Source organism: Actinoplanes sp. CA-131856 (assembly GCF_050956135.1).
Classification (GTDB): Bacteria; Actinomycetota; Actinomycetes; order Mycobacteriales; family Micromonosporaceae; genus Actinoplanes.
Genome location: NZ_CP191849.1, coordinates 4,333,492 through 4,359,426, shown reverse-complemented (window position 1 = coordinate 4,359,426; position 25,935 = coordinate 4,333,492). Strand labels below are relative to the sequence as shown.

19 protein-coding genes are annotated in these 25,935 nt (G+C 70.4%); 6 read left to right on the top strand and 13 right to left on the bottom strand.

Going from position 1 to position 25,935, the window contains the following annotated elements; translation table 11 throughout:
* Positions 1 to 277 precede the first annotated feature (277 nt).
* The 3 genes from ACQP2X_RS20075 to ACQP2X_RS20065 form a co-directional block, all read right to left on the bottom strand.
* Positions 278 to 3,703, bottom strand: a complete 3,426-nt coding sequence (locus ACQP2X_RS20075) for an Ig-like domain-containing protein (RefSeq protein WP_498699122.1) — start codon at positions 3,701 to 3,703, stop codon at positions 278 to 280.
* Between the two features lie 77 nt (positions 3,704 to 3,780).
* Positions 3,781 to 4,674, bottom strand: a complete 894-nt coding sequence (locus tag ACQP2X_RS20070) for a glycosyltransferase (protein ID WP_498699121.1) — start codon at positions 4,672 to 4,674, stop codon at positions 3,781 to 3,783.
* The gene (locus tag ACQP2X_RS20065; protein WP_498699119.1) at positions 4,671 to 5,513 is read right to left on the bottom strand and encodes a glycosyltransferase family 2 protein; all 843 of its coding nucleotides are present in this window, start codon (positions 5,511 to 5,513) and stop codon (positions 4,671 to 4,673) included. The genes ACQP2X_RS20070 and ACQP2X_RS20065 overlap by 4 nt, the downstream gene beginning before the upstream one ends.
* 192 nt (positions 5,514 to 5,705) lie before the next feature.
* Here ACQP2X_RS20065 and ACQP2X_RS20060 point away from each other — a divergent pair, with 192 nt between their 5' ends.
* From ACQP2X_RS20060 to ACQP2X_RS20035, 6 genes are all read left to right on the top strand, one after another.
* Positions 5,706 to 6,932, top strand: a complete 1,227-nt coding sequence (locus ACQP2X_RS20060; protein WP_498699116.1) for an MFS transporter — start codon at positions 5,706 to 5,708, stop codon at positions 6,930 to 6,932.
* The gene (locus ACQP2X_RS20055) at positions 6,929 to 7,948 is read left to right on the top strand and encodes a TolB family protein (RefSeq protein WP_498699113.1); all 1,020 of its coding nucleotides are present in this window, start codon (positions 6,929 to 6,931) and stop codon (positions 7,946 to 7,948) included. The genes ACQP2X_RS20060 and ACQP2X_RS20055 overlap by 4 nt, the downstream gene beginning before the upstream one ends.
* Positions 7,949 to 8,029: 81 nt before the next feature.
* Positions 8,030 to 9,142, top strand: coding sequence for a right-handed parallel beta-helix repeat-containing protein (locus ACQP2X_RS20050; RefSeq protein ID WP_498699110.1), 1,113 nt, complete (start codon positions 8,030 to 8,032; stop codon positions 9,140 to 9,142).
* Between the two features lie 10 nt (positions 9,143 to 9,152).
* Entirely contained in the window at positions 9,153 to 10,328 is a 1,176-nt protein-coding gene (locus tag ACQP2X_RS20045; protein ID WP_498699108.1) for a glycosyltransferase, read from the top strand.
* The gene (locus ACQP2X_RS20040; protein ID WP_498699107.1) at positions 10,325 to 11,503 is read left to right on the top strand and encodes a glycosyltransferase family 4 protein; all 1,179 of its coding nucleotides are present in this window, start codon (positions 10,325 to 10,327) and stop codon (positions 11,501 to 11,503) included. Before ACQP2X_RS20045 ends, ACQP2X_RS20040 begins: the two co-directional genes overlap by 4 nt.
* Before the next feature lie 451 nt (positions 11,504 to 11,954).
* On the top strand, positions 11,955 to 12,716 hold the full coding sequence (locus ACQP2X_RS20035) for a class I SAM-dependent methyltransferase (protein ID WP_498699105.1): 762 nt from the start codon (positions 11,955 to 11,957) through the stop codon (positions 12,714 to 12,716).
* Between the two features lie 29 nt (positions 12,717 to 12,745).
* Here the strand turns inward: ACQP2X_RS20035 and ACQP2X_RS20030 are convergent, their stop codons facing one another.
* The 10 genes from ACQP2X_RS20030 to ACQP2X_RS19985 form a co-directional block, all read right to left on the bottom strand.
* Positions 12,746 to 13,261, bottom strand: a complete 516-nt coding sequence (locus ACQP2X_RS20030) for an SLATT domain-containing protein (RefSeq protein ID WP_498699104.1) — start codon at positions 13,259 to 13,261, stop codon at positions 12,746 to 12,748.
* A 96-nt stretch (positions 13,262 to 13,357) separates the two neighbouring features.
* Complete coding sequence (locus tag ACQP2X_RS20025) at positions 13,358 to 14,818, bottom strand: lipopolysaccharide biosynthesis protein (protein ID WP_498699102.1); 1,461 nt, start codon at positions 14,816 to 14,818, stop codon at positions 13,358 to 13,360.
* A gap of 13 nt (positions 14,819 to 14,831) precedes the next feature.
* On the bottom strand, positions 14,832 to 16,208 hold the full coding sequence (locus tag ACQP2X_RS20020; RefSeq protein WP_498699101.1) for an O-antigen ligase family protein: 1,377 nt from the start codon (positions 16,206 to 16,208) through the stop codon (positions 14,832 to 14,834).
* Complete coding sequence (locus tag ACQP2X_RS20015) at positions 16,205 to 17,080, bottom strand: hypothetical protein (RefSeq protein ID WP_498699099.1); 876 nt, start codon at positions 17,078 to 17,080, stop codon at positions 16,205 to 16,207. The genes ACQP2X_RS20020 and ACQP2X_RS20015 overlap by 4 nt, the downstream gene beginning before the upstream one ends.
* 184 nt (positions 17,081 to 17,264) lie before the next feature.
* Positions 17,265 to 20,903 (bottom strand): DUF4082 domain-containing protein, encoded by a 3,639-nt coding sequence (locus ACQP2X_RS20010; protein ID WP_498699097.1) that lies wholly within the window; start codon positions 20,901 to 20,903, stop codon positions 17,265 to 17,267.
* 100 nt (positions 20,904 to 21,003) lie between these two features.
* The gene (locus tag ACQP2X_RS20005; protein WP_498699096.1) at positions 21,004 to 22,095 is read right to left on the bottom strand and encodes a DegT/DnrJ/EryC1/StrS family aminotransferase; all 1,092 of its coding nucleotides are present in this window, start codon (positions 22,093 to 22,095) and stop codon (positions 21,004 to 21,006) included.
* Positions 22,096 to 22,103: 8 nt separating this feature from the next.
* On the bottom strand, positions 22,104 to 22,733 hold the full coding sequence (locus tag ACQP2X_RS20000) for an acetyltransferase (RefSeq protein ID WP_498699093.1): 630 nt from the start codon (positions 22,731 to 22,733) through the stop codon (positions 22,104 to 22,106).
* On the bottom strand, positions 22,730 to 23,845 hold the full coding sequence (locus ACQP2X_RS19995; protein ID WP_498699092.1) for a DegT/DnrJ/EryC1/StrS family aminotransferase: 1,116 nt from the start codon (positions 23,843 to 23,845) through the stop codon (positions 22,730 to 22,732). Before ACQP2X_RS19995 ends, ACQP2X_RS20000 begins: the two co-directional genes overlap by 4 nt.
* An 8-nt stretch (positions 23,846 to 23,853) precedes the next feature.
* Positions 23,854 to 24,819, bottom strand: coding sequence for an NAD-dependent epimerase/dehydratase family protein (locus ACQP2X_RS19990; protein WP_498699090.1), 966 nt, complete (start codon positions 24,817 to 24,819; stop codon positions 23,854 to 23,856).
* A complete protein-coding gene (locus ACQP2X_RS19985) occupies positions 24,816 to 25,874 on the bottom strand; it encodes a Gfo/Idh/MocA family protein (RefSeq protein WP_498700981.1) in 1,059 nt (352 codons plus the stop codon). The genes ACQP2X_RS19990 and ACQP2X_RS19985 overlap by 4 nt, the downstream gene beginning before the upstream one ends.
* Between the last annotated feature and the right edge of the window lie 61 nt (positions 25,875 to 25,935).

Sequence of the window (25,935 nt, the reverse complement as noted above, 5' to 3'; positions counted from 1 at the left end):
GGCGGGCTGGAACAGGGTGCCCGCCAACGTTTTTTGCGTGGCCGACGCTGAGGCTACTGAGGACGATCCACCCGCCGGAAGGTATGACGGGTTGCTGACTCGCCGTTACGGGCGATTCGCGCGGAGCCTTCCGATTACTCCGACCGTACGGCAGACGCCTCTTTCAGAATGGTCAATGCGGATTCGACGTTTCGGGCCGCGCTATCACACCTTCGGCCGATGGCCGAGCCAGCGAAAGAGGGCCCGCCGTACGGCGGGCCCTCTTCGTTCAGCGGGGCTACCTCCGGGCGACCGTCACCGTTGACGGCGCCGACACCCGGACGTTGCCGGACGAGTCGGTGACCAGGGCCAGAAGGGTCACCTTACGGCCGGCGTACCGGGCCGAGGGGATCCACGAGAACTCGTACGGGGAAACCGATGTGGTCCCCGCCTTGACCCCGTCGACCAGCAGCGTCACCGATCGCACGCCGAAGTCGTCGGTGGCCCGCACCAACGGGTGCAGCACCTCGCCCACCTTGACCGTCGACCGGCTGCCCGGATCGACGATCGACGCCACCGGACGGGCGTCGGCCACCCGGCCCACACCGCTCGGCAGGGACTTCGGCTTGGGCGTCGCGACGGCGCCCGCGTCGGTCTTCAGAACGCCGCCGCTGACCCGGCTGTCCTTGACGTAGCCGTCCGCGCCGTAGGTGTACGACACGGGACCCGTGACGACCGAACGGCTCACGTAGCCGTGGTTGCGAATGCCGCTACGGACCGTGTTCTCCGGGGCGCCGTCCTTGCCGCGCGCCCCGTCGATCAGGATGCCGCCGGAGACCACGCTGCCGGTCACGGTGAGCTCGCTTTCGACAGTGCCCGGGCCGGAGCCCTGGATTACTCCAGTTTTGACGACACCCCAGCCGCCGGCCTTGACGACGCTGTTGGACAGGCGCCCGGCCGCTCCGAAGTAGGCGACGCCCGCCTCGGCCGCGACCTTGCCCGAGGTGACCGTGACGCCCGAGATGTCGACGAACATCTCATTGGTGTCGGTCGAGCCGAGCGACTGCCGCGACACCGTGATGACGTTGCCGCCGCCGTCGCGCAGGTACGGCTGGTCACCGGCCAGGGTCGTGAGCGACTGGTCGGGCTCGATGACGACCTTGTCGGCGCCGGCGCCCTTGATCTTCAGCGGCTTGGTGATGGTCAGGCCGTTCTTCGCACCGGCCTGCACCGGGTTGGAGTTGTGGTTGACCGGGGTCGACGACTCCTGGTAAATGCCCTGGCAGACAACGATGGTGTCCCACGGCGAGGCGAAGTCGACGGCCGTCTGCACCGACGTGAACTGCGCGTTCGGGCACTGCTGACGGTCGTCGTCCACGGTCCACACCGTGCCGCTGTCCTTCAGGGCGACGTTGCCGGGCGAGTTGTCGTACGCGGCCAGGGTCGCCGCTGGAGTCGTACCACCGAGGTGGTATCGCCCGTAGCCGGCGCCGTTCGCCTTGCTCACACCGTCCGAGAGGATCTGAGCGCCGGAGGCGCTCTCCTGGAAGCGCACGTCGGCCAGCTGGATCGAGCCCGACTTCGGCATGGCGCCGGTGCCGAAGCGCAGCTCCAGCGACGCCAGCGAGCCGACGTCGACGCCCTGCCGGGCGAACTCGGTCAGCGGGACCCGGATCTGGTCGAGCACGATGTGCGTGTTCGGGGTGTTCGTGCCGGTCGACATGTGCAGCGCGTTGCCCCAGCGCGGGTCGCCGGCCGCGACGACGGCCTCACGGCCGTTGGTGTCCTTCAGCGCGATGACGAAGTTCTGCGTGGTCGACGCGGGGTCGTACGAGGTGGGCTTCTCGTTGGGCCAGACCGGGCTGGCGGCGGTGCCGTTCACCGTCGTGTCACGAGTGTTGTCGCCACGGTTGTCGGCGCCCGGGTTGCGGGTGTCGAAGAAGTTGACAGCGGCGTCGAGCGCGAGCGCCTCGAGACCCTTCATGTTCCGGTCGGCGGCCGGGATCCGCGCGGTCAGCTTGGCGGCCGAGCCCGGCTCCCAGGCCAGCGTGAGCTGGCGGCCGTACGAGTGGTTGACCGGCGCGTTCTCCCGGGTGCCGTTCTGTCCGCCGAGCGCGGTCGCGGCGGGCAGCGGGCACTGCTTGGCCGCCGCCGGCAGGCCGGTCTTGCCGAGCTGGGCCGGCGCGAAGTCCTGCGGCTCCGGGTTGCACCAGTCGAAACCCTGCGGGGTCGCCGCCGGCTTGGTGGGCACTCCGGCCGCTTGGGCGTACGGATCGGCGAAGCCCGACCCGGACAGCGAGCCACCCAGCGCGTTCAGCGTCAGCGGGTTCTCCACCTCGGGATGGATCAGGTCGACCCGGGCGCCGGCGCCGGCGAAGTAGGTCGTGTTGACCCGCTCCTCGCACGGGATGGCCGTGCCCGACGGGCTGGTCGGGCAGGCGCTCGCGGGCACCTGGAGCTTGGACGAGGTGTTCGAGAGCTCGCCGGTCATGTACGGCTCGAACGCGCCCTCGCCACCGATGTAGCGCCGGAAGAACGCGGCCATCGTGGCCAGACCGAGCTTCTCCTGGTCGCCCATCCGCTGTGGGTCACCCGAGATCTTCGTGTTCTTCGCCGGGTTCAGCGGGTCCGAGTTGTCGATCGCGTAGTTCAGCGCCGGGTCGGTGTAGGAGGCCGCGCCGCTGAGCCGCAGGTTGTTCGGGTGCACGTTGTTCGTCGCGAACGGCGCCGAGTTGCCGCAGGCGGCGTCGTTGTTGGCCTGCCCGTCGGCGCCGCCGTCGGCGTACCAGACCGAGTTGTACCAGTTGTGGATGGCGCCGAGGTGCTCCACCTGGATCCGCGGGAACGGATCGCCGGGGCTGACGTACTGGGAGCGCTCGAACTCCCGGGCGCCCATCAGGTTGGAGACGTCGCCGTCGCACATCGGCAGGATCGTCATGAACGGCATGCCGTACGGCGCCTTGCGCTCGTAATCGGTCGGCGCGAGCGAGATGACGCCGTTGATCGGGTAGCGCGGCCCGTCCGTGCGGATGCGGTTGTAGTCGAGGAAGTTGGTGACCGCGTCGCCGCCGCGCGAGTGGCCCATCAGGCCGATGCGGGTCATGTCGAGGTGGCCGGCCAGTGCTTTGCCGACGGTGGTGTGCTCGTCGACCGGCAGGCCCTTGGCCTTGTTGGCGGCGGTGATGGCGTCGAGGGCGGCCGACAGGAGCATGCGGCGGTTGTGCATGCCTTTGCCCTTGGCGTTGTCCTGCCGCATCATCAGCTGGTCCTGCGAGATGGAGAACGTGGTGTAGCCCCAGGTCGCCAGGTTCTCGGCCAGATAGGCGTAGCCGCTCTCGTTGTGCTTGTACTGCGCGCACGTCGCCGTGGTGGAGTCCTGACCGGAGTCGCAGGAGCCGTGGTTGCCGTGCACCAGCACGATCAGCGGCGACGGCTGCGTCCGCTTCTTCCAGTCGGGCATGTAGAGCTGGCCGCGGATCTCGACGTCCATGGGCGCCTGCGACGTTCCCGCCGTGGGCGCCGCGCCGTCGGAGTTCGGCTCCTGAATGGTGGCGAGGCCGAACTTGGCCTCCTGGATGACCTGGTGTCCGTACGGCCCGCGGGCCGTCGGGTCGGGCAGGGAGGCCGGCTTGGTGGTGGTTGCCGTGGCCGGGGCGGCGATGCCCACGAGCGAGACGACAACCGGCAGAGCGATACCGAAAACGCGCCTAAGTGTTCCGTGCACGCATTTCTCCCCAGAAAGGAGTGAAAGAAATTACGTGCGGAACGCTAAGAGTCAGACGTTTCTCAGCTGTTTCTTGTTCAATGCGAAGGTGGGAAGGGTAGCGTGGCCGGCCGGACCAGCGCGGTCACGGCCCGGCGGCTCCGCTGGTGACCCAGCGCAGCTCGGGACGCCTCGCGGAGGAAGACGGCCGACCAGTAGAGCGCGGCCGCCGGCGCGGAATGCCGCATTCGGTAGAGCCTGACCCGGTTGACGGTCAGCAGGCTCCACAAAGCCGGCGACACCCGCGACTCGCCTCCGATATGGACAACCTCGGCATCGGCCACCAACTCGGTCACGAAACCACGATCCCGGGCGCGCAGGGCGAATTCCGTTTCCTCGGAATAGAGGAAGAACCGCTCCTCCCACGGCCCGCACGCCTCGAGGCAGGCGCGCGACATCAGCATCACGGCGCCGGTCGCCCAGTCGGCCGTGCCGTCGGTGAAGTACGCCTCGCGGTCGAGCACCGTCTCGCCCAGCGCCGGGAACCGGCCGGCCCGCTGGCCCAGCACGGCCTCGCCCAGGGCGCGGCGCACGGTCGGCTCGCGGCGCAGCGAGAACGCCACGTGGCCGTCCTCGCCGAGGATGCGCGGCACCGCGATGCCGACGTTCTTCTTCTCCAGGCGGGCCGCCAGCTTGGCCACCGAACCCGGCGTCAGCCGCACGTCCGGATTGAGGAGCAGGACGGCGTCGTACGGATCGGCGACGCGCAACGCGGCGTTGAAGGCGGCCGCATAACCCGCGTTGCGTCCCGTCTGCTCGATGTGGCAACTCGGGACGAGCTCACGGGCGACGGAGACGCTGTCGTCGGCCGAGTTGTTGTCGGCCACGTAGAGGCCCCAGTCGAGACCGCTCAGGCCCTCGTCCAGCGAGCGCAGCAGCCCGGGCAGCACCGCGGCGCTGTTGTAGGTGACTACGACTACGGCGACTCTCATGCTGTCCTGCTGCTTTCGTCTCGGAGCCAGGTCGTGAAGTCACCCGCGCGCACGGCCCGCTTGGCCCGGCGCCGGGTGATGAGGGTGACGGCCAGGAAGACACCCAGTTTGGGCGCGGCCAAGGGATTCGCCCGGACGATCCCGATCAGGTCGGCCTTGGTGGTGCGGGCCTCGTCCACGGCGTCCGGCAGGGCCTGCTGGAGCTGCGTGGTCGCGGTGACCGACCGGACCCGCCGGCGGATCAGGTCGCCCAGGGTGCGCGGCGGGTGCACGACCACCCGGGAACCGGCGACGATGCGGCGCTCGGACGGCGCGAACGCGACCGAGGCGGCCAGGTCGTCGCCCATCACGTCGGGCACGGCCCGCAGCCGCTCGCGGGCCTCGCCGGTCACCGCGATGACGCCCCGGCCGAACAGGCCCTCGCGCACCACCGGGAGCTGCTGCCAGACGTCGTAGTACCACCGCACCGGCAGCGACGACTTCCCGGTTGGGACGACCCGCTCGGGCGCGACCGCCAGCACGCCCGGCTCGCGCAGGGCCTCGGCCAGCCGGCGGATGTCCTCGGCGCCCATCTCCACGTCGGCGTCGAGATAGACGACCTCACTGCCGGTGGCCCGCTCGTCACCGGCCCGCATCGCCGCGTATTTGCCGGGCTGCCGGAGGTCGACCACCTCGACGGGCGGGCCGAAGGAACCGGCCACCGCCGCGGTGTCGTCGGTGCACCCGTTGGGCACCACCACGACCTGCATCTCGCCCGGCCGCGCGCCGGACACGAGCGACCGCAACAGCCGGCCGATGACGGGCGCCTCGTTGTGCGCCGGGACAACCACGCTGATCACGCTGGCAGTATTCCGGTGGCCGCCGATCGGCACCACCCTCTGTCGGATGCCCGCCCAAGGACACGCCGGACGGTCACCGTGGACGGACCGTCGGATATTCAGCCTCGACCGGACGGCCGACTGCCGCGCACCGGGGGTTATGCGAAAGGGTGGTGGAGCAATCAGGTAACACCAGGAAAGGCAGGGCAATACGTGTACGTCTCGGTACGCGACCGGCCGGCAGCCCAGCCGGGCCGCACCGCCGGACGGGTGGCGACGACCGTGGTGCTCCTCGGCGTGGTCAGCATGTTCACCGACGTCTCCTCGGAGATGGTCGCCGCGGTTCTGCCGCTCTACCTGACCACCCAGGTCGGCCTCGGCTACCTGGCGTACGGCTTCGTCGACGGCCTCTACCAGGGCGTGAGCGCGGTCGTCCGGATCGGCGGCGGCTACGCGGCCGACCGCAACGGCCACCCCAAATGGATCGCCGTGCTCGGCTACGGCGTCTCCGCCCTGAGCCGCATCGCCCTGCTCCCGGCGCACGGCTTCGCCACCATCGTCTCGGTCATCTCGGCCGACCGGCTCGGCAAGGGCCTGCGCACGGCGCCCCGCGACGCGCTCATCGCCGCCTCGAGCGACCCGGCCCAGCTCGGCCGGGCCTTCGGCGTGCACCGCACGCTCGACACCATCGGCGCGGTGCTCGGCCCCCTGGTGGCTTTCGCCCTTCTCGCCATGGTTCCGGGCAGTTACGACTCGGTCTTCGTGGTGTCGTTCGCCTTCGCGATCGTCGGCCTGGCCGTCCTGCTGCTGTTCGTGCCGAACATGCGCACCCACGCCGCCACGGCCCGCACCGGGCTGCGCGTGGTCTTCCGCGAGCTGGCCGGCAAGGGCCTGCGCAAGCCGCTGATCGCCACCGCCATCCTCGGCGTGCTCACGGTCGGCGACGGCTTCCTCTACCTCTCCATCCAGCAGCGCGACGACCTGACGGCCAGTCTGTTCCCGCTTCTCTACGTCGGCACGAACGTCGCCTATCTGGCGTTCGCGCTGCCGCTGGGCCGCCTGGCCGACCGCGTCGGCCGGGCCCGCGTCTTCGTCGGTGGCCACGTGGCCCTGCTCGCGGCCTATTTCGCGGCCGGCGGCCAGTTCGGCGGCATCGCCACCACGGTGCTGGTGCTGCTGCTGCTCGGCACGTACTACGCGGCCACCGACGGCGTGCTGCCGGCGCTGGTCAGCCGGCTGGTCAGCGAGGAGACGCGGGGCAGCGGCATCGCGGCCGCGCAGACCGTCGTCGCGCTCTCCCGGTTCGTCTCCGCGCTCGCCTTCGGCAGCCTGTGGGTGCTCGTCGGGCGCGGCAACGCGCTGCTGATCGTCGGCGGTCTGCTGGCCGCCGCCCTGCCCGCCGCCTGGCTGCTCCTGCGACCCTCCGAGGCGCGCTCGTGACCACCCGCGTCCGCGTGGCCGTGCTGGCCACCATCGTCGTGCTGTCGCTGGTGGCCGCCGGCGTCTATGTGCTGCGGGTCCAGCGCGAGCAGGCGTCGGAGGCCGAGGCGGCCCCGGCCGTGCCGGTCTCCGACCTCTCCACGGCCATGGCCGGCCCGCATCTGCTGTTCCGCAACACCGCGCTGGGCAACGGTTACGGCAAGTTGGCGGTGGTGCCGCTGAGCGATCCGGGCGGACCGCGGGCGCTGACCGACGTGTCCTGCGAGCGGGCCTACTCGGCCGCCGACCGCACGGTCTGCCTGTCGGCCCGGCGCGGCATCACGAACACGTACAAGGCGCAGGTCCTCGGCGACGACTGGAAGGCCACCGGCGACCTGCCGCTGACCGGGCTGCCGAGCCGGGTCAGGCTCTCCCGCGACGGCGCGCTCGCCGTCACCACCACGTTCGTCTACGGCGACTCCTACGCCACCGTCGGCCAGTTCTCGACCCGCACGCTGGTCACCCGCATCGGCGGCAAGGGCTCAGCCGACCTCGAGACCTTCAAGTTGTACGTCGACGGCAAGCGCATCACGGCGGCCGACCGCAACTTGTGGGGCGTGACGTTCGCCGACGACGACACCTTCTACGCGACCGCCGCCTCGGGCGGAAAGACGTGGCTCGTCAAGGGGAGCCTCTCCGGGCAGAGGCTCGATGCGATCCGTACGGACGTGGAATGCCCCTCGCTCTCCCCCGACCGCACCCGGATCGCCTTCAAGAAGCACGGCGACCTGCCGAACGGCGAATGGCGGCTGGCCGTCTACGACCTGCGGACCGGCAAGGAGACCGTGCTGGCCGAGACGCACAGCGTCGACGACCAGGCCGAGTGGCTCGACGACAGCACTGTCCTCTACGGCCTGCCGCGCACCACCGACAGCGGCGCGGCCACCAGCGACGTGTGGGCCGTGCCGGCGGACGGATCGGGCAAGCCTCGCGTACTGGTGCAGGACGCCTGGTCCCCGGCGGTGATCCGCGGATGAGTGACACATTGAGTACCCCATTTGATCACCGTCCGAGGCTATCGTTCCGCAGGACGCGTACCGCATCGATGAGGGAGCACGATGACCACCGACCCTGGCAGTCACCTCCGCGAGCCGAAGCGGGGCCTGATCATCCTGGCCGGCGCCCTCGCCGTGGCGGTGGTGACCGCGCTCGTCGTGATCGGCACCCGGCCTGAGCCGCCCCGGACCACCGGCGCCATCGTCGGCGGGCAGTCGCCGTCGGCCGTGGGCCCGGTGACCACCCCGGCCACGGCGCCGTCACCGCCGCCGTCGGCCGTGCCCAGTTCCGTGCCCCCGTCACCCAGCAACTCCGTACCACCGTCGAGCGCCGCCGAAAGCACCAAGCCCGCGCCCAAGACGACGTCGGCGAAGCCGGCGGCGCCGCCCGCCGCCGCCCGCCCCACGTCGTTTCCCAACGCCTCCAACACCGGCGTCCGGCCCGGCGTGAAGCTGAAGGCGCGCGGCGACATCACCGTGACGAAGAACGGCACGGTCCTCAACGCGCTCGACGTCACCGGCGTCATCACGGTCCAGGCCAGCAACGTCGTCATCTCGAACACGCGGGTGACGAACAGCGCCAAGGCCGACTGGGGCATCGTGCAGACCGCCGGCGCGAGCAACCTCGTGGTGATGGACAGCGAGATCCGCGGCAACGGCAGCACGAGCATGCATCAGGGCATCTACAACATCGGCGGCCACATCACGGTCAAGCGCACCGAGATCTCGCGCATCGCCGACGGCATCGCCACCAACCGCGGCCTCATCGAGGACAACTACCTGCACTCCCCGCAGGTCTACGACGGCGACCACGTCGACATGATCCAGTCGACCGAGGGCCCGCCGTCCGGCGCCTCCCTGACCATCCGCCACAACACGATCATCAACGACGAGACGCAGACCTCGGCCATCGCGCTGTTCCAGGACTTCGGCGTGGCCCGCAACGCCCTGATCGTCGACAACTACCTGGCCGGCGGCGGCTACACGGTGTACGGCGGCGAGGGCGACCACGGGCAGTCCAGCAACATCCGGATCGAGAACAACACGTTCGGCAAGGACGTCTTCCCGAAGGTCGGCCAGTGGGGCCCGATCGCGCACTTCGACGCGAACGGCCCCGGCAACACCTTCACCGGCAACGTCTTCGCCGACACCAAGAGTCCCGTGTCCCTGTCATGAGGCGGTTTCCGTGACCACATCCACGCTCGAGGGCAGCCGCGGCGACCTCATCGTCTACTTCTCCGGCAGCCGCTGGGACGGCCCACCCGGCCACGACCGCAACATGGCGTCGGCCCTGAGCCGCTTCAACCCGGTCCTCTTCGTGGAACCACCGGTCTCGGCCCTGACCGCCCTCAAGCGGCCGGAACTAGGCAGCCTGATGGACGGCCCGCGCCTGCGCGTCCTCAACCCGCGCCTGGCCCACCTGGTCACCCCGGTCGTGCCCGGCCACAGCCGCCCCGGCCTGCACCGCCTGGTGCCTCCGATGGTCCGGCGAGCTGTTGTCAAGGCGGTCGACCAGCTCTATCCTTCACCGGCTCCGCTCGCCGCCGTGGTCTCCTCCCGCGTCGAGGACCCCGGCTTCGACATGCCCGCGCGGCGCCGCGTCTTCTACGCCACCGACGACCTCGTGGCCGGCGCCGGCATGCTGGGCCTGCCCCGCGAGCGCCTGCTCCGCGAGGAGGCGCGCTCGCTGCGCCGGGCCGACGCGGTCGCGGTGGTCTCGGAGTCACTGCAGAAGAGGTACGCGGGCGACGGCTTCCCGGCCGAGTTCGTGCCCAACGGCTGCCGCCCCGACCTGTACGCCTCGGTCGACGAGGCCCCGCTCCCCACCGACGTCCCCCTTTCCGGCCCCATCGCGGGCTTGCTGGGCCACGTCAACGACCGCATCGACCTGTCCCTGCTCGAAGCCGTGGCCGACACCGGCGTCTCCCTGCTCATCGTCGGCCCGGTCGCCCCCGGATATCAGGCCGACCGCTTCACCGCGCTCGCTCAGCGCGCCAACGTCTGCTGGACCGGCCCCAAGCCGCACACCGACATGCCGTCGTACCTGCGCCTGATCGACGTCGGCCTCACCCCGTACGCCGACAACGAGTTCAACCGGGCCAGCTTCCCGCTGAAAACCCTGGAATACCTGGCCGCCGGCCGCGGCGGCGTGGCCACGCCCCTGCCCGCGGTCACCTGGCTCGACACCGACCTGGTCACCCTGGCCTCGTCCCCAGCTTCCTTCGCCGCCGCCGTGCAGGCCGAGCTGGCCGTGCCCCGCACCGCTCCGCTGGCCGGCGCCCGCCGCGCCTTCGCCCAGAAGCACAGCTGGGACCGCCGCGCCGCCCAACTGGCCGACCTCCTCCACCTGGACGCCTCGTGAAGATCCTCGTCTACGCCCACCGTCTCGAGGTCGGCGGCACCCAGGTCAACGCCATCGAGCTGGCCGCTTCCTTGCGCGACAACCACGGCTACGACCCGGTCCTGTTCGCCACCCCCGGCCCGATGGTGTCCCTCGCTTCGGAAAAGGGCCTGCGCTTCCTTCCCGCCCCCGAGCCCGGCGCCCACCCTTCCCCGGCCCGGATGCGCGCCCTGCGCGCGGCCGTCCGCGACGAGAAGCCCGACCTGATCCACGCCTGGGACTGGACGCAGACCCTTGACGCCTTCTACGGCGTCCACCTGCCTACCGGCCTCCCCCTGCTGGCCACGGTCATGTCGATGGCCGTCCCCCGCCTGATCCCGCGGGCCGTCCGCACCACCTTCGGCACCTACGAGCTCCTCGACCAGGCCCGAGCCGCCGGCCGCGACCGCCTGGGCCTGCTGCTCCCCCCGGTGGACGTCCACCTGAACGCCCCGGATCCCGCCCTGGGCAAGGAGTTCCGCGCCACCCACGGCCTCGACCCCGACGACATCCTCGTGGTGACCGTCTCCCGCCTGGTCGAACACCTGAAACTGGAGAGCCTGCGCCGCACCGTCGACGCCATGATTACGCTGGGCGCCGAGCTCCCCCGCCTCCGCCTGGTCATCGTCGGCGACGGCACCGCCCGCCCCGCCATCGAGACCCAGGCCGCCGCGGTGAACGAGTCCCTCGGCCGCCCCGCCGTCCTCCTGGTGGGTGCGATGTCCGACCCCCGCCCGGCCTACGCCGCCGCCGACGTGGTGGTGGGCATGGGCGGCTCGTCCCTGCGAGCCCTGTCCTTCGCCAAGCCCACAGTCGTAGTGGGCGAAAAGGGCTTCGCCGCGGCCTTCACCCCGTCCACGGCCGACCGCTTCCTCTACACCGGCATGTACGGCCTGGGCGACGGCGACGAGGGCAACAGGGGCCTGATCGCCGAGATCCGCGAACTGGCCACCGACCCCGCCCCATCGCTGGGCGACTTCTCCCGGAACTTCATCCTCCAGAACTATTCCCTGGAAGCCGTAACGGCCAAGCTCGACGAGCTCTGCCACGAGACCGTCGCCGACCGCTCCCCCATGCGATCCCGAGCCACCGACGGCCTGAGAACAGCCGCCGTCCGCACGGCCGGCGCCGCCCGGGACCTGCTCCCGTCCCGCTGAGGGTGTGCCCGCCGCCCCTCGCCGGGTCGGGCAGTCGGGGCACCGCCGTGTCGGCGACCGTCGAGTGGTCGTACCGTCTGCTCCCACGCCGCCGTATCCGTTGTGCTGCGGGGCTCGGCCGGGCCCGCCTCCATCACACCGCGCCCACGACCGGCATCAGTCAAACAACCCCGACAAAACATCAAGCACCCTTGTCTTTTTGTCGCCTCGGCTTGTCTCCCCCCGCTTCACCGACAGTGCCGCGTCGACCGTGGCGAGCCTGACCAACGAGGCGCTTCAAGGCGCGGCGGGTGGCCGAGTTCGGAGGCGCGCGCCTGGAACCGGAAGCCGCCGGGTGGAGGCCGCTGCCAGTACGGCCTCGTGGAGGGCCGGATTTCTCGCAGCCATCGACGGCACGCGACCGGGCAAATGCGGTTGACCGACGTACCCGGTGGCCGAGACGCTTGACGTCATGGATCCGACGTCGCTTGCCAACCGTGGCGCCTGGGAGGAGGCCTACCGGGGCCAGATCCAGGCCTTCGGTGGGCTGCCGTCCGACGACACGCTGACCGCTGACGAGTACGAGTTGCTGGCCGACATCCTGGCGGCCCGCCCCCTTGTGGTGCACCCGCAGAGCGGCAACGGCGAGGACGACCTAGCGCTCGTCCGGGCCGGCGCCCGCGCCGTGATCGGAGTTGACTACAGCCGGATCGCTGTGGAAGCCGCGCAGGCCCGCGCCGATCGGCTCGGCGCCGAATGCCGCTACGTCACGGCCGCAGTTCCCGGCGTTCCCCTGCGCGACGGCTGCGCCGACCTCGTCTACACCGGCAAGGGCGCCCTCATCTGGATGCCCGACATCGATGCCTGGGCCACCGAGATGGCCCGGCTCGTCCGCCCCGGCGGTCACCTCTTCGTCTACGAGGGCCACCCCGCCACCGAGCTCTGGACCTGGGACCTCGACGAGCCGCGCATCCGCCCCGACCGCGACTACTTCGGTCGCTCGTTCGTCTGTGACGACTCCAGCTTCCCCGCCCACGGCGCCGTCATGTGGCAGCACACCCTGGGCCGCACAGTCACCGCCGTGGTCGACGCCGGCCTGGAAATCCGCCACCTGGCCGAATATCCCGAACCGTTCTGGCGTATGGGTGACGTGGACGCCGCCGCGTTCCGCGGCCGCCTCCCCAACGCCTTCTCCCTCCTGGCCCGCGCCGGCCGTCCACCAGAATCGCGATGAGCCCCGAGGCCGCAGACCTGCCCATGCTCCTATTGACCCGCCACGGGTGATTGGCGGAATTCCAGCCAGCGTTTGCCGAGCCGATCCCAGATGGCCTGGTACTCGTCGAACAAAGCCCGGATCCGGGCCGGATCGAGGTCCGCCGGCTGGGTCGCGGCGATGTAGTAGCTGACTTCATCGCGCAGCCGATAGAACTCGTACTGTGTCTCCTCCATCAACACCCACCGGGAACGCCAGGCGAAGAACGGCTCCAAGGTGTTGATCACCGTCACGACGGCGACGAGTGAGAATCCGAGCCCGGCCCAGAAGTCCAGATCCTGGAGACCCAGGATGATCGTGGAGGCGACGAGCAACGTCAACGTCGTCAGCCGGACCACAGTCGAGCTTCGCTTGAAGCGCTTCTTCCGCGTCCGGGCGTAGGTGTTTGCCGTCTCGATCCGAGCCATCAGGTCCTGCGCCAGTTCGAGGGGTGCGAGCCCGGGCACCGGCACGGCCGATTGGAGCGGCGGATCCTTCGCACTCATTGACGGATCGTAGCCGGACAAACACAGCCGTCTCCCCACCCGCACCCCCGCGCGGCAGCGAACGACCTGAACCTGGCCGGACCGGCCCTCCAGCGTCTCAGCGTACGAGGATCTGGCTCACCGAGCCGTGACGACCGCCGACGCCTCCACCGGCTCCTCGGCCGGCGCCGGCGTGCGGATCAACCGCAGCGCCGGCCAGGCCACAGCGGCGAAGGCCGCCGTGCTGAGGACGGCACCCAGCAAGAGCGTCAGCAGGTCGCCGTCGACCAGGCGCTGGACGCCGATGCCGACCAGCGCTGCCGCCGCGCCGGCCAGGACCGGGCGGATGCACGCGCGGATCGAATCCCACCATGGGATCGGCACCGTCGCCACCGCCGCCAGGTGCAGCGGGATCGCCACCGCCAAGGCGACGATCAGGTGCGCTATGCCCGCTCCCCGGATGCCGCCGTGTGACACGCCAATGATCAGGGCCGGGAGCAGCGCCACAATCCACGCCGCCTGGATGTACATGTTCAGCCTGGCCTTGCCCACCGCTGTCAGCAGGTCGGCCGCCAGCTGCATTGCCACCCGCAAGCCGCCCAGGACGGCCAGGAAGGTCAGGGCCGCCGCCGCGCCCGACCACTCGGAGCCGTAGACGACGCGGGTGGCCGGCAGGGCGTACACCGCCAAGCCCGCCACGACCAGCGACGTCGGTATCAGCATCAGGGTCAATGACCGGCTGAAGGCCGATCTCAGCGCCGGCAGGTTGTCCTGCAAGCGGGCGAACGCCGGCACCGACACCCGGGCCACCGCCACCGACAGGATGCTGACCGGCCAGCTCGACAGGTTGAAGGCCATCAGGTAGAGGCCCAGGGCCTCCGGGCTCATCAGACGGCCGACCACGATGTAGTCGAGGTTCATCAGGCCCACCGCCAGCAGCAGCGTTCCCGCGATGGGCAGGCCGCCGCGCAGGACGTGGCCCGCCGCCTCGCGGTCCCAGCCGGGGCGGAAGCGCTGCGGGGTGAAGACCAGCAGCAGGACGCCGTTGACCAGGTTGCCGACGAAGCGGCCCCAGGCCAGGCTCCACGCGCCGAAGCCGAGCGACGCCAGCACCACGGACAGGCCCAGGGTGACGATCATGCCGGTGAGGTCGGCCGTGGCCCGGCGGCCCTGCATGAAGTTGCGGGTCAGCATGGCCGACGGCACCGCGAACAGGCCGTTGATGACGACCGAGACGGCCAGCAGGCGGACGATGCCCGCCGCCTCGGGCGCGTTCAGGGCCGACGCGATGCCCGGCGCCCCGAAGAACGCGGCCGCCGCGACCAGGCAGCTGGCGCCGAAGATCAGGGTGGTCGCGGTCGGCGCGATCTTCTCGATCTTGCCGGCCCAGCGGACCAGTGTCGGCTCGATGCCGAGGTCGTTGATGTTGACCAGGATCATGAGGACGACCAGGGCGACCGTGAACTGGCCGTAGTCCGCGGGCGAGAGCAGCCGGGCCAGGATGATGCCGCTGAGGACCGTGCCGGCGCGGGTGGCCAGGCTGCTGACGAAGCTCCAGCCCAGGCCCCGCTTGACTAGTTTGCCGAGCGGCTCTTCCACCGATTTGTTCCTTTCACACCCGGGACCAGCGCGGAGCCGAGGTCCGGATCTCCCGGGACGGGTGGGTGAGGCGCCACACCGCGCCGCAGAGGCCGACCGTCATGCCGAGCGAGAGCGAGTACGTCGTGTAGGTGAGGCAGTCGAACGTGTACGTGATGAACAGGGCCATCACCTGGGTGGAGATGAGCACCAGGCACAGGTGCTTCTGCTCGCTGGTCTCGGCCCGGCGCATGGCGATGGCCGCGACCGTGATGGCGGTCAGGTGCAGGCCGGCCAGGACGACGATGCCCACGATGCCGTTCTCCAGGGCGGTGCGCATCCACTGGTTGTCCAGGAACTGGTACATGGGCCATTCCCACGTGCCGGATCCGCGGCCGAACCACGGGCGCTGGCTGAAGTACGTGCCGACCATCGCATAACGCTCGGTGCGCACCTGGATGCTCGAGTCCTCGCTCGCTCCGGCGAAGATGTCGTAGATGGTGCGGACCGTCGACGGCTGGATGGCCGAGATGGCCACGACCGCCGTGATGCCCATCGCGATGATGTTGTAGCGGGTGCGCCACGTCCAGAGCGGCATCAGGATCAGCAGGGCGATGAAGATCGAGATGATTCCCGTACGGCTGATGGTGACCAGGATGCCGGCCACGATCAGGAACGCCGCCGCCCCGTACAGACCACGGACGATCTGCTTCGCCGAGAACTTGGCGAAGTGGATGGCGATCGGGACGGCCAGCGACAGGGCGGCCGCCAGCTCCAGATAGTGGGTGGTCGTCGACGGCACCCGTAAACCGCTGCCGCGCACCTGGAATCCGGGCACGCCGAGGTTGGTCAGGCCGGGCACCTGCATGTATTCGACGATGTTGACCGGCAGCACCCGCTGCAGGAGGCCGATGACCGACATGTAGACGCAGCACCAGATGAAGACCTGGAGCAGGAAGCGCAGCCGGCTCCAGTTGGAGATGCCGTCGGCCGCCACGAGTATGACCCCGAGGAACGCCGCGCCACCGGCCAGCAGTGACCGGTCGGCCGCGTTCGCCTCCAGCGGGGTCAGACCCCGGGCGAAGGCGATGACGTACGAGATCAGCAGTGACAGGAAGAAGAACAGCGCCGCCCAGCGGATCGGCTGGGGCCCGGGCATCACCAGCTCGGGGCTGAGACGCGTGGCGAGCCACCAGCAGAACAGCAGGACGCACAGGACCGTACCGGGCCGGCCGACGTCGGCCGTGGTGCCCGGGATGATCAGCCGGGACGGGATGAGGGTGAGCCAGCCGAGGACGAAGGCCAGACCGAACGCCGCGTCCAGCACGACCAGCCGGCGGCGGGTCGCGTACATCTGGTCGGCGAACAGCGCCGGTTCTAGGTCTCTCGCCGAGATCGGCGGGGCGCTCAAGTGCGCCTGCCGCGATCGTTGCCCCGCTCACCGCCTTGACGGGCCCGCGGCATGGACGGGATCACGATGGTCTCAGCACCGGGGTCGCGGCCGTTCTGCTGCTGGGCGCCGCCACGGGCGTACTGGCCGAGGGGTTTGGTCTTGTCGGCGTCGCCGTTGACACTGGGCCGGTTGATCTGCGGAACGGACGGGAAGGTGCCGTTCAGCGGGATCGCGGCCGAGCCCGGCGGCATCTCGGGCGTGACGTCGGCGTCGCCGCCCTTGCGGCGCTTGCGGCGCCGCAGGAGCGTGTCGACGAGGATCGTGATGCCGCCGGTGAGCAGGATGCCGATGGCGAAGATGACCACCACGGCCCGCTTGACCTTGCCGCCCGGGCGCTTGAGGTTCTCACCCTTGTCGAGCCGGTAGGCCGTGATCATGTCGGCTTTCTTGACGTTGTACTGCTTCTGCAGCGAGTCGACCGACTTCTCGTACTGCGTGGTGACCTCGGTGGTGGCCGACTGCGCCTCCTCGAGGGTGGGCGCGACGACCGCGATGATCGCCACCGGGTTCTTGTCCGAGATGGTGATCTCGAAGCTCGCCGTCTCGTCCTTCTTCTTCAGCGCGTCGAGGAAGGTCTGGTCCTGCGTGGCCACGGTGGCGGCGTTGCTCAGCGACGACAGCCCGAGCGCGAGCCACGGGTTCTGCACCGAAATGACCTTGTTCGGGTCGGAGGCCACCGTCGGCGGGATCAGTTGGACATACGAGGTGATCGCGTAGTCCGGCTTGATCTCGGTCGCGGCGTAGCCCGTCGCGGCTATCGTGACCAGCAAGAGCGTAACCGAGACATACCAGCGGCGAATCATGAGCTTGGTAAGGTCCCAGAAATCCATGCCGTTCCCCTCGGCCGGTCACACCCCCCGGTGCACCGGCATGTCGCACATTCCGCTGACGCCGGGATGACACTAACGTCCTCCGACGGCGCCAGGCCATCCGTACTTCGGGTCCAGTTTGGATCGGACAACTGACACCCGTCGTCTTCTTCTACCGCATTCTCATCTTCCGTTCATCGAGAGCTCAGCTGTTGGGCGTGAAGACCGGGTCGACCCAGAAGTTGTGGCTCGACCGGGTGGCCGGGAAGCCCGATCCGTACTTGAAGACACCGCCGGTGGCCGGCACGTGCAGCGGCGCGTTGTGCGTGGCCGAGGCCAGGCCGCCCGAGGTCACCGCGTAGTGGCCGGTCGTGGTCGCGTACGACACCGTGTAGACGTTGCCGGGCGTGATGGCGTACGGCTGGGAGAAGAGCATCGTCTGCCAGCCGGTCGCCGTCTCGCTCACGAAGGTGCCGGTGACCAGCGGGTCGCCCGCGGCGTTCCACAGCGTGCCGGTGTGCGTGCCGTTGTTGCCGGCGCCGCGGTAGTAGCGGATGCCGTTGACCACGCCCGCGACGTCGGTCGTGAACTGGACGCCGACCGAGATGGAGGCCGAGTCGTTCCAGCTCGCGTTGGCCGGCGTGGCCGTGCTGGGCCAGACGGTGACCGCGCCCTGCGGGACGGTCGGCTGCGGCGGCTGCGGCTCCTCCGGCGCGGCCACGAACATCGGGTCGACCCAGTAGTTCGTGTTGCCGTACGAGCTCGTCGGGAAGACGTCGGCGCCGTACGTGTAGAGGCCGTTGTTGCCGCCGACACCGGTCAGCGGGCCGTTGACGCGCTGGCTGTTGAAGTAGCCGCTGGTGGCGGCGTAGTTGCCGCGCGGGGCGTAGTACGAGGCGACGTAGGTGGTGCCGGCGTCGACCTTGTACGGCTCGTCGAAGTACACGCTCTGCCAGCCGGTGGCCGAGTCGTTGACGAAGGTGGCCTGGCGCAGCCGGCTGCCGGCCGCCGACCACAGGCTGCCGACGTGCGTGCCGCCGTTGCCCGTGCCCTTGTAGAACCGGATGCCGATGACCGTGCCGTCGGCGGACGGGGTGAACTTCACGCCGAGCGTGGTGCCCCGCGAGTCCTTGACGGCCGCCGTGTCCGGCGTCGCGCCGGCCGGGAACAGGCTGTTCACGGTCGTCTGGGCCGGGTCGGTGGTGAACTTCCAGACCTTGGGCTGCGCCATCGCGTTGCCGTTGGTGTCGGACGCGGCGACCCGGGCCGTGAAGGTCTCCCCCGCGGTCAGCGCGGCGGCCGGGACGAACCGGGCCGTGCGCGTCGGGCCGTCGTAGTCGATGGTGCCGGCGACGTTGGCGCCGGCGTCGTTGACCAGCGTGAAGGTGATCGCCGCGGCGTTCACCGGCTTGCTGAAGGTGGCCGCCGGCTGAGCCGAGACCGGCGTGTAGAGCGCGTCCGGCGTCGGAGTCACGGTCAGCACGGTCGGCGCGGTCAGGCTCGACGAGTCGAACAGCACGTCGACGTAGTAGTTGGTGGCCGCGTAGGACCGGACCGGGAACTCACCCGGGTCGCCGAAGACGCCGTTGCCGCCCGAGTCCTGGCTGCGCGGGCTGGTCAGCGGCGCCGCGTTCAGGGCACGGTAGGCGAAGGCCCACGAGTCGGCCGCGTAGCGCCCGTTCGGCGCGGTGTAGGAGGCCACGTACGTCGACCCGGCCACCACCGGGACCGCCGGCGAGAGCGTGAGGGTCTGCCAGCCGGTGGCCGTCTCGTTCTCGAAGGTGCCGCTGGAGAGCAGGTCACCGTCCTCGGTCCAGAGGCTGCCGGTGTGGGTGCCGGTGTTGCCGGCTCCCTTGTAGAAGCGGACCGCCTTGATGAAGCCGTCGGTCTGCGGCGTGATCTTGATGCCCACCTCGGTGGCGCCGGTGTCGGTCGAGGCCGGCGTGCCGGGCACCTTGTTGCCGAACAGCGAGGTCGAGCCGGTGAGGTTGACCGCGCGGGTGGTCGGGTTGGCGTTCAGGTTGGCGCTGTCGTCGGCCGCGCGCACCTTGACGGTGGCGACGCCGTCGCCGGTCACGTAGCCCGTGTACGACCAGGCCGTGGTGCCGTTGGCCGGGTGCCAGGTGGTGCCGTTGTCGAGCGAGACCTCGACCGCGGCCACCACGCCGCCGCCGGTGTCGGAGGCCGTGCCGGAGACGGTCACCTGGGAGCCGTTGGCCACGGTGGCGCCGGCGGCCGGCGAGGTGATGACGGCGGTGGGCGCCGTGGTGTCGGTCGAGGCGCTGGCCGCCAGCAGGTTGCTCATCCGGGTGGCCGGCTGCACCTTCATGTCGGCGAACAGGTTGATGACCGCCTGCTGCATGTTCTTGTCGACCGGCTCGATGTCCCACTCGCTGTCGTGGTGGTCGTCGAGGCCCCAGGCGTACTGGACGGTGCCGGCGCCGAAGACCAGGGCGCCGCTGGCCGCCTTGTAGAGGGTCATGTGGTGCGTGGTGGTGCCCGGCGTGACGACCTGGCCGAAGTCGCGCAGATATTCGGGGGTCGGGCCGGTGGTCTCGGACAGCCGGATGAGGCCGGCCGGGCGGAAGCCGTTGTCGATGTCCTCGTCCGACTCGTAGCCGATGGTGTGCTTGGCCAGCTGCTTGACCCCGGAGGTCTGGTTGGCCACCTCGGTGCCGCGCCAGAAGCGGTTCTTGCCCTTGGCCGCCGGCACCTCCATGGTGATGTCGTCGCTGTTGGCCATGAACATGGTGCCGGTCAGCGAGTTCTCCGGCACGCCGCCGTTGGACGGCGGGCTCCAGCGCGGGTCGCGCCAGGTGCCGGTCCACTCCTCGGTGGGGTCGCTCTTGCGGTTGTCCCAGGTCTCCTTGTAGCAGACCAGGGTCCGGTACGCGGTGTTCGAGCCGTCCTTGCTCGTCTCCCAGCGGGTCTTCCAGTAGACCTCGTTACCGCTGAAGAAGGCCAGGTTGGTGCCGGAGTCGCGGGCCGCCTCGACGAAGGTGCGCTGCGGGCCCGACCAGTACTCGTCGTGGCCGACGGACAGGAACACCTTGTGGTTGGCGATGAGCGCGCCGCGCCGGTCGGCGTCGACGTCGGTGGTGTACGTGACGTCGTACCCGTTGCGCTCGAGGAAGCGGATCATCGGGTATTCGTTGCTGAACAGGAAGTCGCGGCCGTCGAACGCGCCCCGGGTAGCGAAGGGGCGGTTGTAGCTGAGCTTGGTCGCGCGTCCCTGCGGTCCGCCGTAGAAGCTGGCCCCGCCGTACGTGTTGTAGGCCTGCCAGGTGGCGTCCGAGGTCTTGAACAGGACGTCGGAGTGGCTGGCGTCGTTGCGCACGACGAAGGAGATGTGGCTGGAGCCGCCGTCGGTGCGGGTCAGCAGCGCGAAGTAGACGCCGGAGACCGAGGCCGACGGCACCTGCCAGGTCGCCGACGGCGCCCACGTGCCGCAGTCGTAGATCTGCGTGGCGTCGTCGTCGACACAGGCGGTGTTCTGGTTCTGCGCCGGATAGGTGGTGGGCAGCGTGGTGATGCGCCGGGCGCCCGCGCCACCGTAGTAGCCGATCCGGAAGATCTCGACGGTGAACGCGTGCTCGGCCCGCACCTTGAAGGTGACGGTCTCACCGGCGTTGACGCTCATGTCGGTGGCGAAACCCTGGATGGTGTCGTCGCCGGCGCCGGTGATGTCCCATTCGTCGGACGGGGTGCCGGCGAGCGCGTTCTCACACACGATGTCGTTCGGTGAGCAGGCGGCCGAGACCGCCGACGGGCCCAGCCCGATGAGTACCGCGGCTCCCAGCATCGTGGCTGTGGCGGCGGCGATAAGCGCCCTTGCTCTATCCATCGTGTCCTCGAATTCCTTTTCCGCTACTTGCCGCAGACCCTATTGGCACGTCCTGACAGGACGACCTCCACCGGTCGGATGATCTCCAACGCCTCTCGGGTCATTCCTGCCGCAGGGCGGTGGCCAGCGCCTCGGCCACCCGGCTCTGCTGCTCCGGGGTGATCTGCGGATAGATCGGGAGCGAGAGGATTTCGGGGGCGACGGCCTCAGCATTCGGGAAGGATCCGCCCAGTCCGGCGAAAGCGCCCGTACGGTGCACCGGGATCGGGTAGTGGATGCCGGCGCCGATGCCGGCCGCGTTGAGGCGCTCCAGGACGGCGTCGCGGCGCCCGCCCGGGATCCGCACGCAGTAGATGTGCCACACGTGCTCGTTGCCGTCGAGCGTCTCCGGCAGCACGACGTCCAGGCCGGCCAGCAGCTCGTGGTAGCGGGCGGCGGCGGCCCGGCGGCGGTCGTTCCAGTCGGCCAGGCGGGCCAGCTTCGCGCGCAGCACGACCGCCTGGAGGCCGTCGAGGCGGCTGTTCACGCCGATCAGGTCGTGGTGGTACTTCTTCAGGCCGCCGTGGCTGCCGAGCGTACGGACGATGGTGGCCAGTTCTTCCGACGAGGTGACGACGGCGCCCGCGTCACCGTACGCGCCGAGGTTCTTGCCCGGGTAGAAGCTGGTGGCCGCGATGCCGTCGACGCCGGCGGCGCGGCCGTGGCGGGTGGCGCCCTGCGACTGGGCGGCGTCCTCGACGACGGCCACGCCGGCCGAGGTCAGCTTCTCGACCTCGGCCATCTGCCCGTAGAGGTGCACGGGCGCGATGGCCTTGGTGGCCGGGGTGACGGCCGCGAGCGCGGCGTCGGCGTCGATGAGGTACGTCCGCGGGTCGCAGTCCACCAGCACGACCTTCGCACCGCAGCGCGCGACCGCCTCGGCCGTGGCGATGAACGTGTTGGCCGGCAGGATCACCTCGCTGCCCGGCCCGACGCCGACGGCGCGCAGGGCGAGCTCGAGGGCGTCGGTGCCGTTGCCCACGCCGACGCAGTGCGCCAGGCCGGAGAAGGCGGCGTACTCCTGCTCGAACGCGGCCACCTCGGGCCCGCCCACGAAGGCGGTGTCGGCGATGACGCGCTTGAAGCCGGCCTCGACCTCCTCGGCCACCTCCGCGTGGGCGGCGGCGAGGTCGACGAGCGGGATCCGGGACATAGGGGCTCCTAGGAAGTTGAGCGGATCAGGCGGGCCGGGTTGCCGGCCCAGACCTCGCCGGCGGGCACGTCGCGCAGCACGACCGAGCCCATGCCGACCAGGGATCGGGCGCCGACTTTCACGCCCTCGCGGATGAGGGCACCGCTTCCGACGTACGCCTCCTCGTCGAGCACAGCGCTGCCGCCGAGCCGGACGCCGGAGGCGATGGTGCAGTAGTCGCCGACACGGTCGTCGTGGGTGAGCACGGCCTGCGGCATGACGGCCACATGCGACCCGACGGCGACGTCGGCGGTGAGCACCGTGCCGGCCAGCAGCACGGTGCCGGGGCCGACCGTGCTGCCGGCGCCGACCCACGCGAGCGGGTGCACGACCGTGGCGTAGCGCCCTTCGGGCAGGCCGAGGCGCTCGACGATGCTGCGCCGGGCCGTGAAGTTGCGCGGGTTGCCCACGCAGACCACGACCGCGGCGTCCATCTCCCGGGCCCGCTCGACGTCGCCCAGGATCGGCAGGCCCGAGCGGGTCGTGCCGTGCAGTTCGGGGTTGTCGTCGAGGAAGCCGAGCACGTTCCAGCCGGCGCGGGCGGCGGCGGCGGTCTCCCGCGCGAAGCCACCCGCTCCGACGATGACCAGGTCCGTCACGGCCTGGCCAGCTCCCGCAGGACACCCACGATGTGGTCCTGGTCGTCCTCGGTGAGCTTGTGGTGCAGCGGCAGGATGAGCGAGTCGCGGGTGATGCGCTCGGTCACCGGCAGCGGCCCGGGCGTGACGTCGGCGTAGGCCGGCTCCAGGTGGGCCGCCATGATGCCGCGCCGGGCCGAGACGCCCCGGCGGGCCAGCTCGGCCAGCACGTCGTCGCGGCTCGTCCCGTACTCGTCGTCGATGAGCACCCAGAACGACTGGTAGTTCGTCTGCCCGTGGGCCGGGTCGCTGACCGGCACGAGGCCGGCGACGTCGGCGAGCAGCGACTGATAGCGCGCCGCCTTGGCACGGCGGTCGGCCACCAGGCCGGGCAGGCGGCCGAGCTGCACGAGCCCGACCGCGGCCTGGATGTCGGTCATCCGGTAGTTGTAGGCGGTCTCCAGATAGGCCTCGAGCACCGGCTGGCTGCTCTTGTGCCGGTCGGCCGCGGAGACGTTCATGCCGTGCTCGCGGAGCCGCTTGAGGCGTACGGCCCGGTCGGCGTCGTCGAGCGTCACCATGCCGCCCTCACCGGTGGTGATGAGCTTGCGCGGGTGGAACGACCAGGCGGCCAGGGTGGCGCCGGTGCCGGCGGGCCGGCCGTACGCCGTGGAGCCGGCCGCGCAGGCCGCGTCCTCGACCAGCTCGACGCCCCAGCCCGCGGCCGCCTTGCGCAGCCCGTCCGTGTCGAACGGGACGCCGCCCTGGTGGACGGCGATGATCGCCCGGGTGCGCGGCGTCCGTACGGCATCGATGGTCTCGGCCGTGAGGTTGCCCGTGGCCAGGTCGACGTCGGCGAAGACCGGGGTCGCGCCGACATAACGGACCGCGTTGGCGGTCGCGATGAACGACAGCGACGGGACGACCACCTCGTCTCCCGCCTTGACGCCGAGCGCCACCAGAGCGAGGTGCAGCGCCGTGGTGCAGGAGCTGACCGCGACGCCCTGCGAGGCGCCGACGACGGCCGCGAACTCCTGCTCGAAACGGGCCACGCGCGGGCCCTGGGCGACCCAGCCGGAGCGTACGGCCTCGGCCGCAGCCTGGGCTTCTTCCTCGCCCAGCTGCGGAATCATCACCGGGATCATTTGGAGGACCGCCACCAGTCGACGAGGCCCTGAAGGCCTTCGTGCAGCGACAGCTGGGCGGTGAAGCCGAGCTTCTCGGTGGCGGCGCTGGTGTCGGCCAGGCGGCGGGTGACGCCGTTGACCGCGCGGGCCGGGCCGAACTCCGGCTCCAGGTCGCTCTTCATGACCTCGCTGAGCGCGGCGGCCAGATCGCGCAGGCTCGTCTCGGTGGCGCTGGCGATGTTGAAGACCTCGTCGGTCACGTCGGCCTTGGCGGCCAGGATGTTGGCCCGGGCGATGTCGGCCACGTGCACGAAGTCCATCGTGGCGAGGCCGTCGCCCAGGATCAGCGGCGGGGTGCCGGCGTCGATGCGCTCCATCCAGCGGATGAGCACCTCGGTGTAGAGGCCGTGGATGTCCATCCGCGGGCCGTACACGTTGAAGTAGCGCAGGGCGACGTAGTCGAGGCCCTTCATGGCGTGGAAGCTGCGCAGGGTGGCCTCGTTGAAGGCCTTCGCGGCGCCGTAGAAGGTGTCGTTGTTGTACGGGTGGTGGCGCTCCGTGGTCGGGAACTCCTCGGCCAGGCCGTAGACCGACGCCGACGAGGACGCGATCAGCTTCTTCACGCCGGCCTCGGCCGCCGCCTCGACCACGTTGAAGGTGCCGTCGACCAGCACCTCGTTGGCCAGCCGGGGCTCCTCGGCGCACTGCGTGATGCGGATGGCGGCCAGGTGGAAGACCAGGTCCTTGCCCGCGGTGACCCGCTTGACGAGCTCGACGTCGCGGATGTCGCCCTCGATGAGCTCGACCGGGCCGTTCTCCAGCGCCCAGGCCAGGTTGTCGCGGCGGCCGCGGACGAAGTTGTCCAGCACCACGATCTCGGCGGCCCCGCCGCGAACCAGCTCGTCGACGACGTGCGAACCGATGGTGCCCGCCCCGCCCGTGACGAGGGCGCGCGCGCCCTCGATCTGTACGCCCGTCACGCCATGTGCCCTTCATCGAGTTTGATCATCGTGCCGCCCTCGGCCAGGCTACGCGAGGCCGCCTGGAGGATCTCGAGGACGCGGAGCCCGGACCGGCCGTCGGTCAGCGCCGGCTCGCCGGAGGTGATGGCCCGCGCGTATTCGTCGACCATCGTGCGCAGCGCCTCCCGCTCGGTCAGCGCCGGCGCGACCATGTCGCCGGAGCGGTACGAGACGAGGATGTCACGCCGCTGCTCGTCGCCCAGCTCCTCGGGCGAGGCCACGTCGACGCCCCGGTCGTAGATGGCCACGCGCTGGCTCGGGTTCAGGTCGTCCCAGACCAGGGTCCGCTTCGACCCGCCGACGATGGTGGTGCGGATTTTGACCGGGGACAGCCAGTTGACGTGGATGTGGGCGATCGCGCCGTTGCTGAGCTCCAGCGTCAGATAGGCCACACATGCCCGGCCCGCGCCGATTCCGTCGGCTCCGTGCGCCGCGACCGCGACAGGACGTACCGAATCCGGAAGAACGAAGTCGAGAATGGACAAGTCGTGCGGCGCGAGGTCCCACACCACGTCGATGTCGCGCTGGACCAGGCCCAGGTTGATGCGCACCGAGTCGAGGAAGTGCAGCTCGCCCAGCTCGCCCGAGCGCAGCAGCTCACGGATGCGCAGCACGGCCGGGGTGTAGCAGTACGTGTGGTCGCACATCAGGGTCAGGCCACGGCGGTCGGCCTCCTCGACCAGCTGCCGGCCCTCCTCGTACGTGGCCGCCAGCGGCTTCTCCACGAGGACGTGTTTGCCGGCACGCAGGGCGGCCATGGCGACCGGCAGGTGGGTGCCGGCCGGCGTGGCGATGGCTACGGCCTGAACCTCGGGGTCGGCGAGCACCTCTTCCAGGTCCGCGGTGACCTGGACGGTCGAGTAGCCGCCGAGGACACGGCGGGCCCGGTCGACGTCGAGGTCGCAGAGCCAGCGCAGCCGGAAGGCCGGCGTGGCCTGGAAGTTGCGGACGAGGTTGGGGCCCCAGTAGCCGGCCCCGACGACGGCGATTCCGATGGGAGTAGTCACTAACATCCTCATCCGGTGCACGGTGGACGGGTTCCGTGCCGGAAGCTATCGATCCCGATGGGCTTCC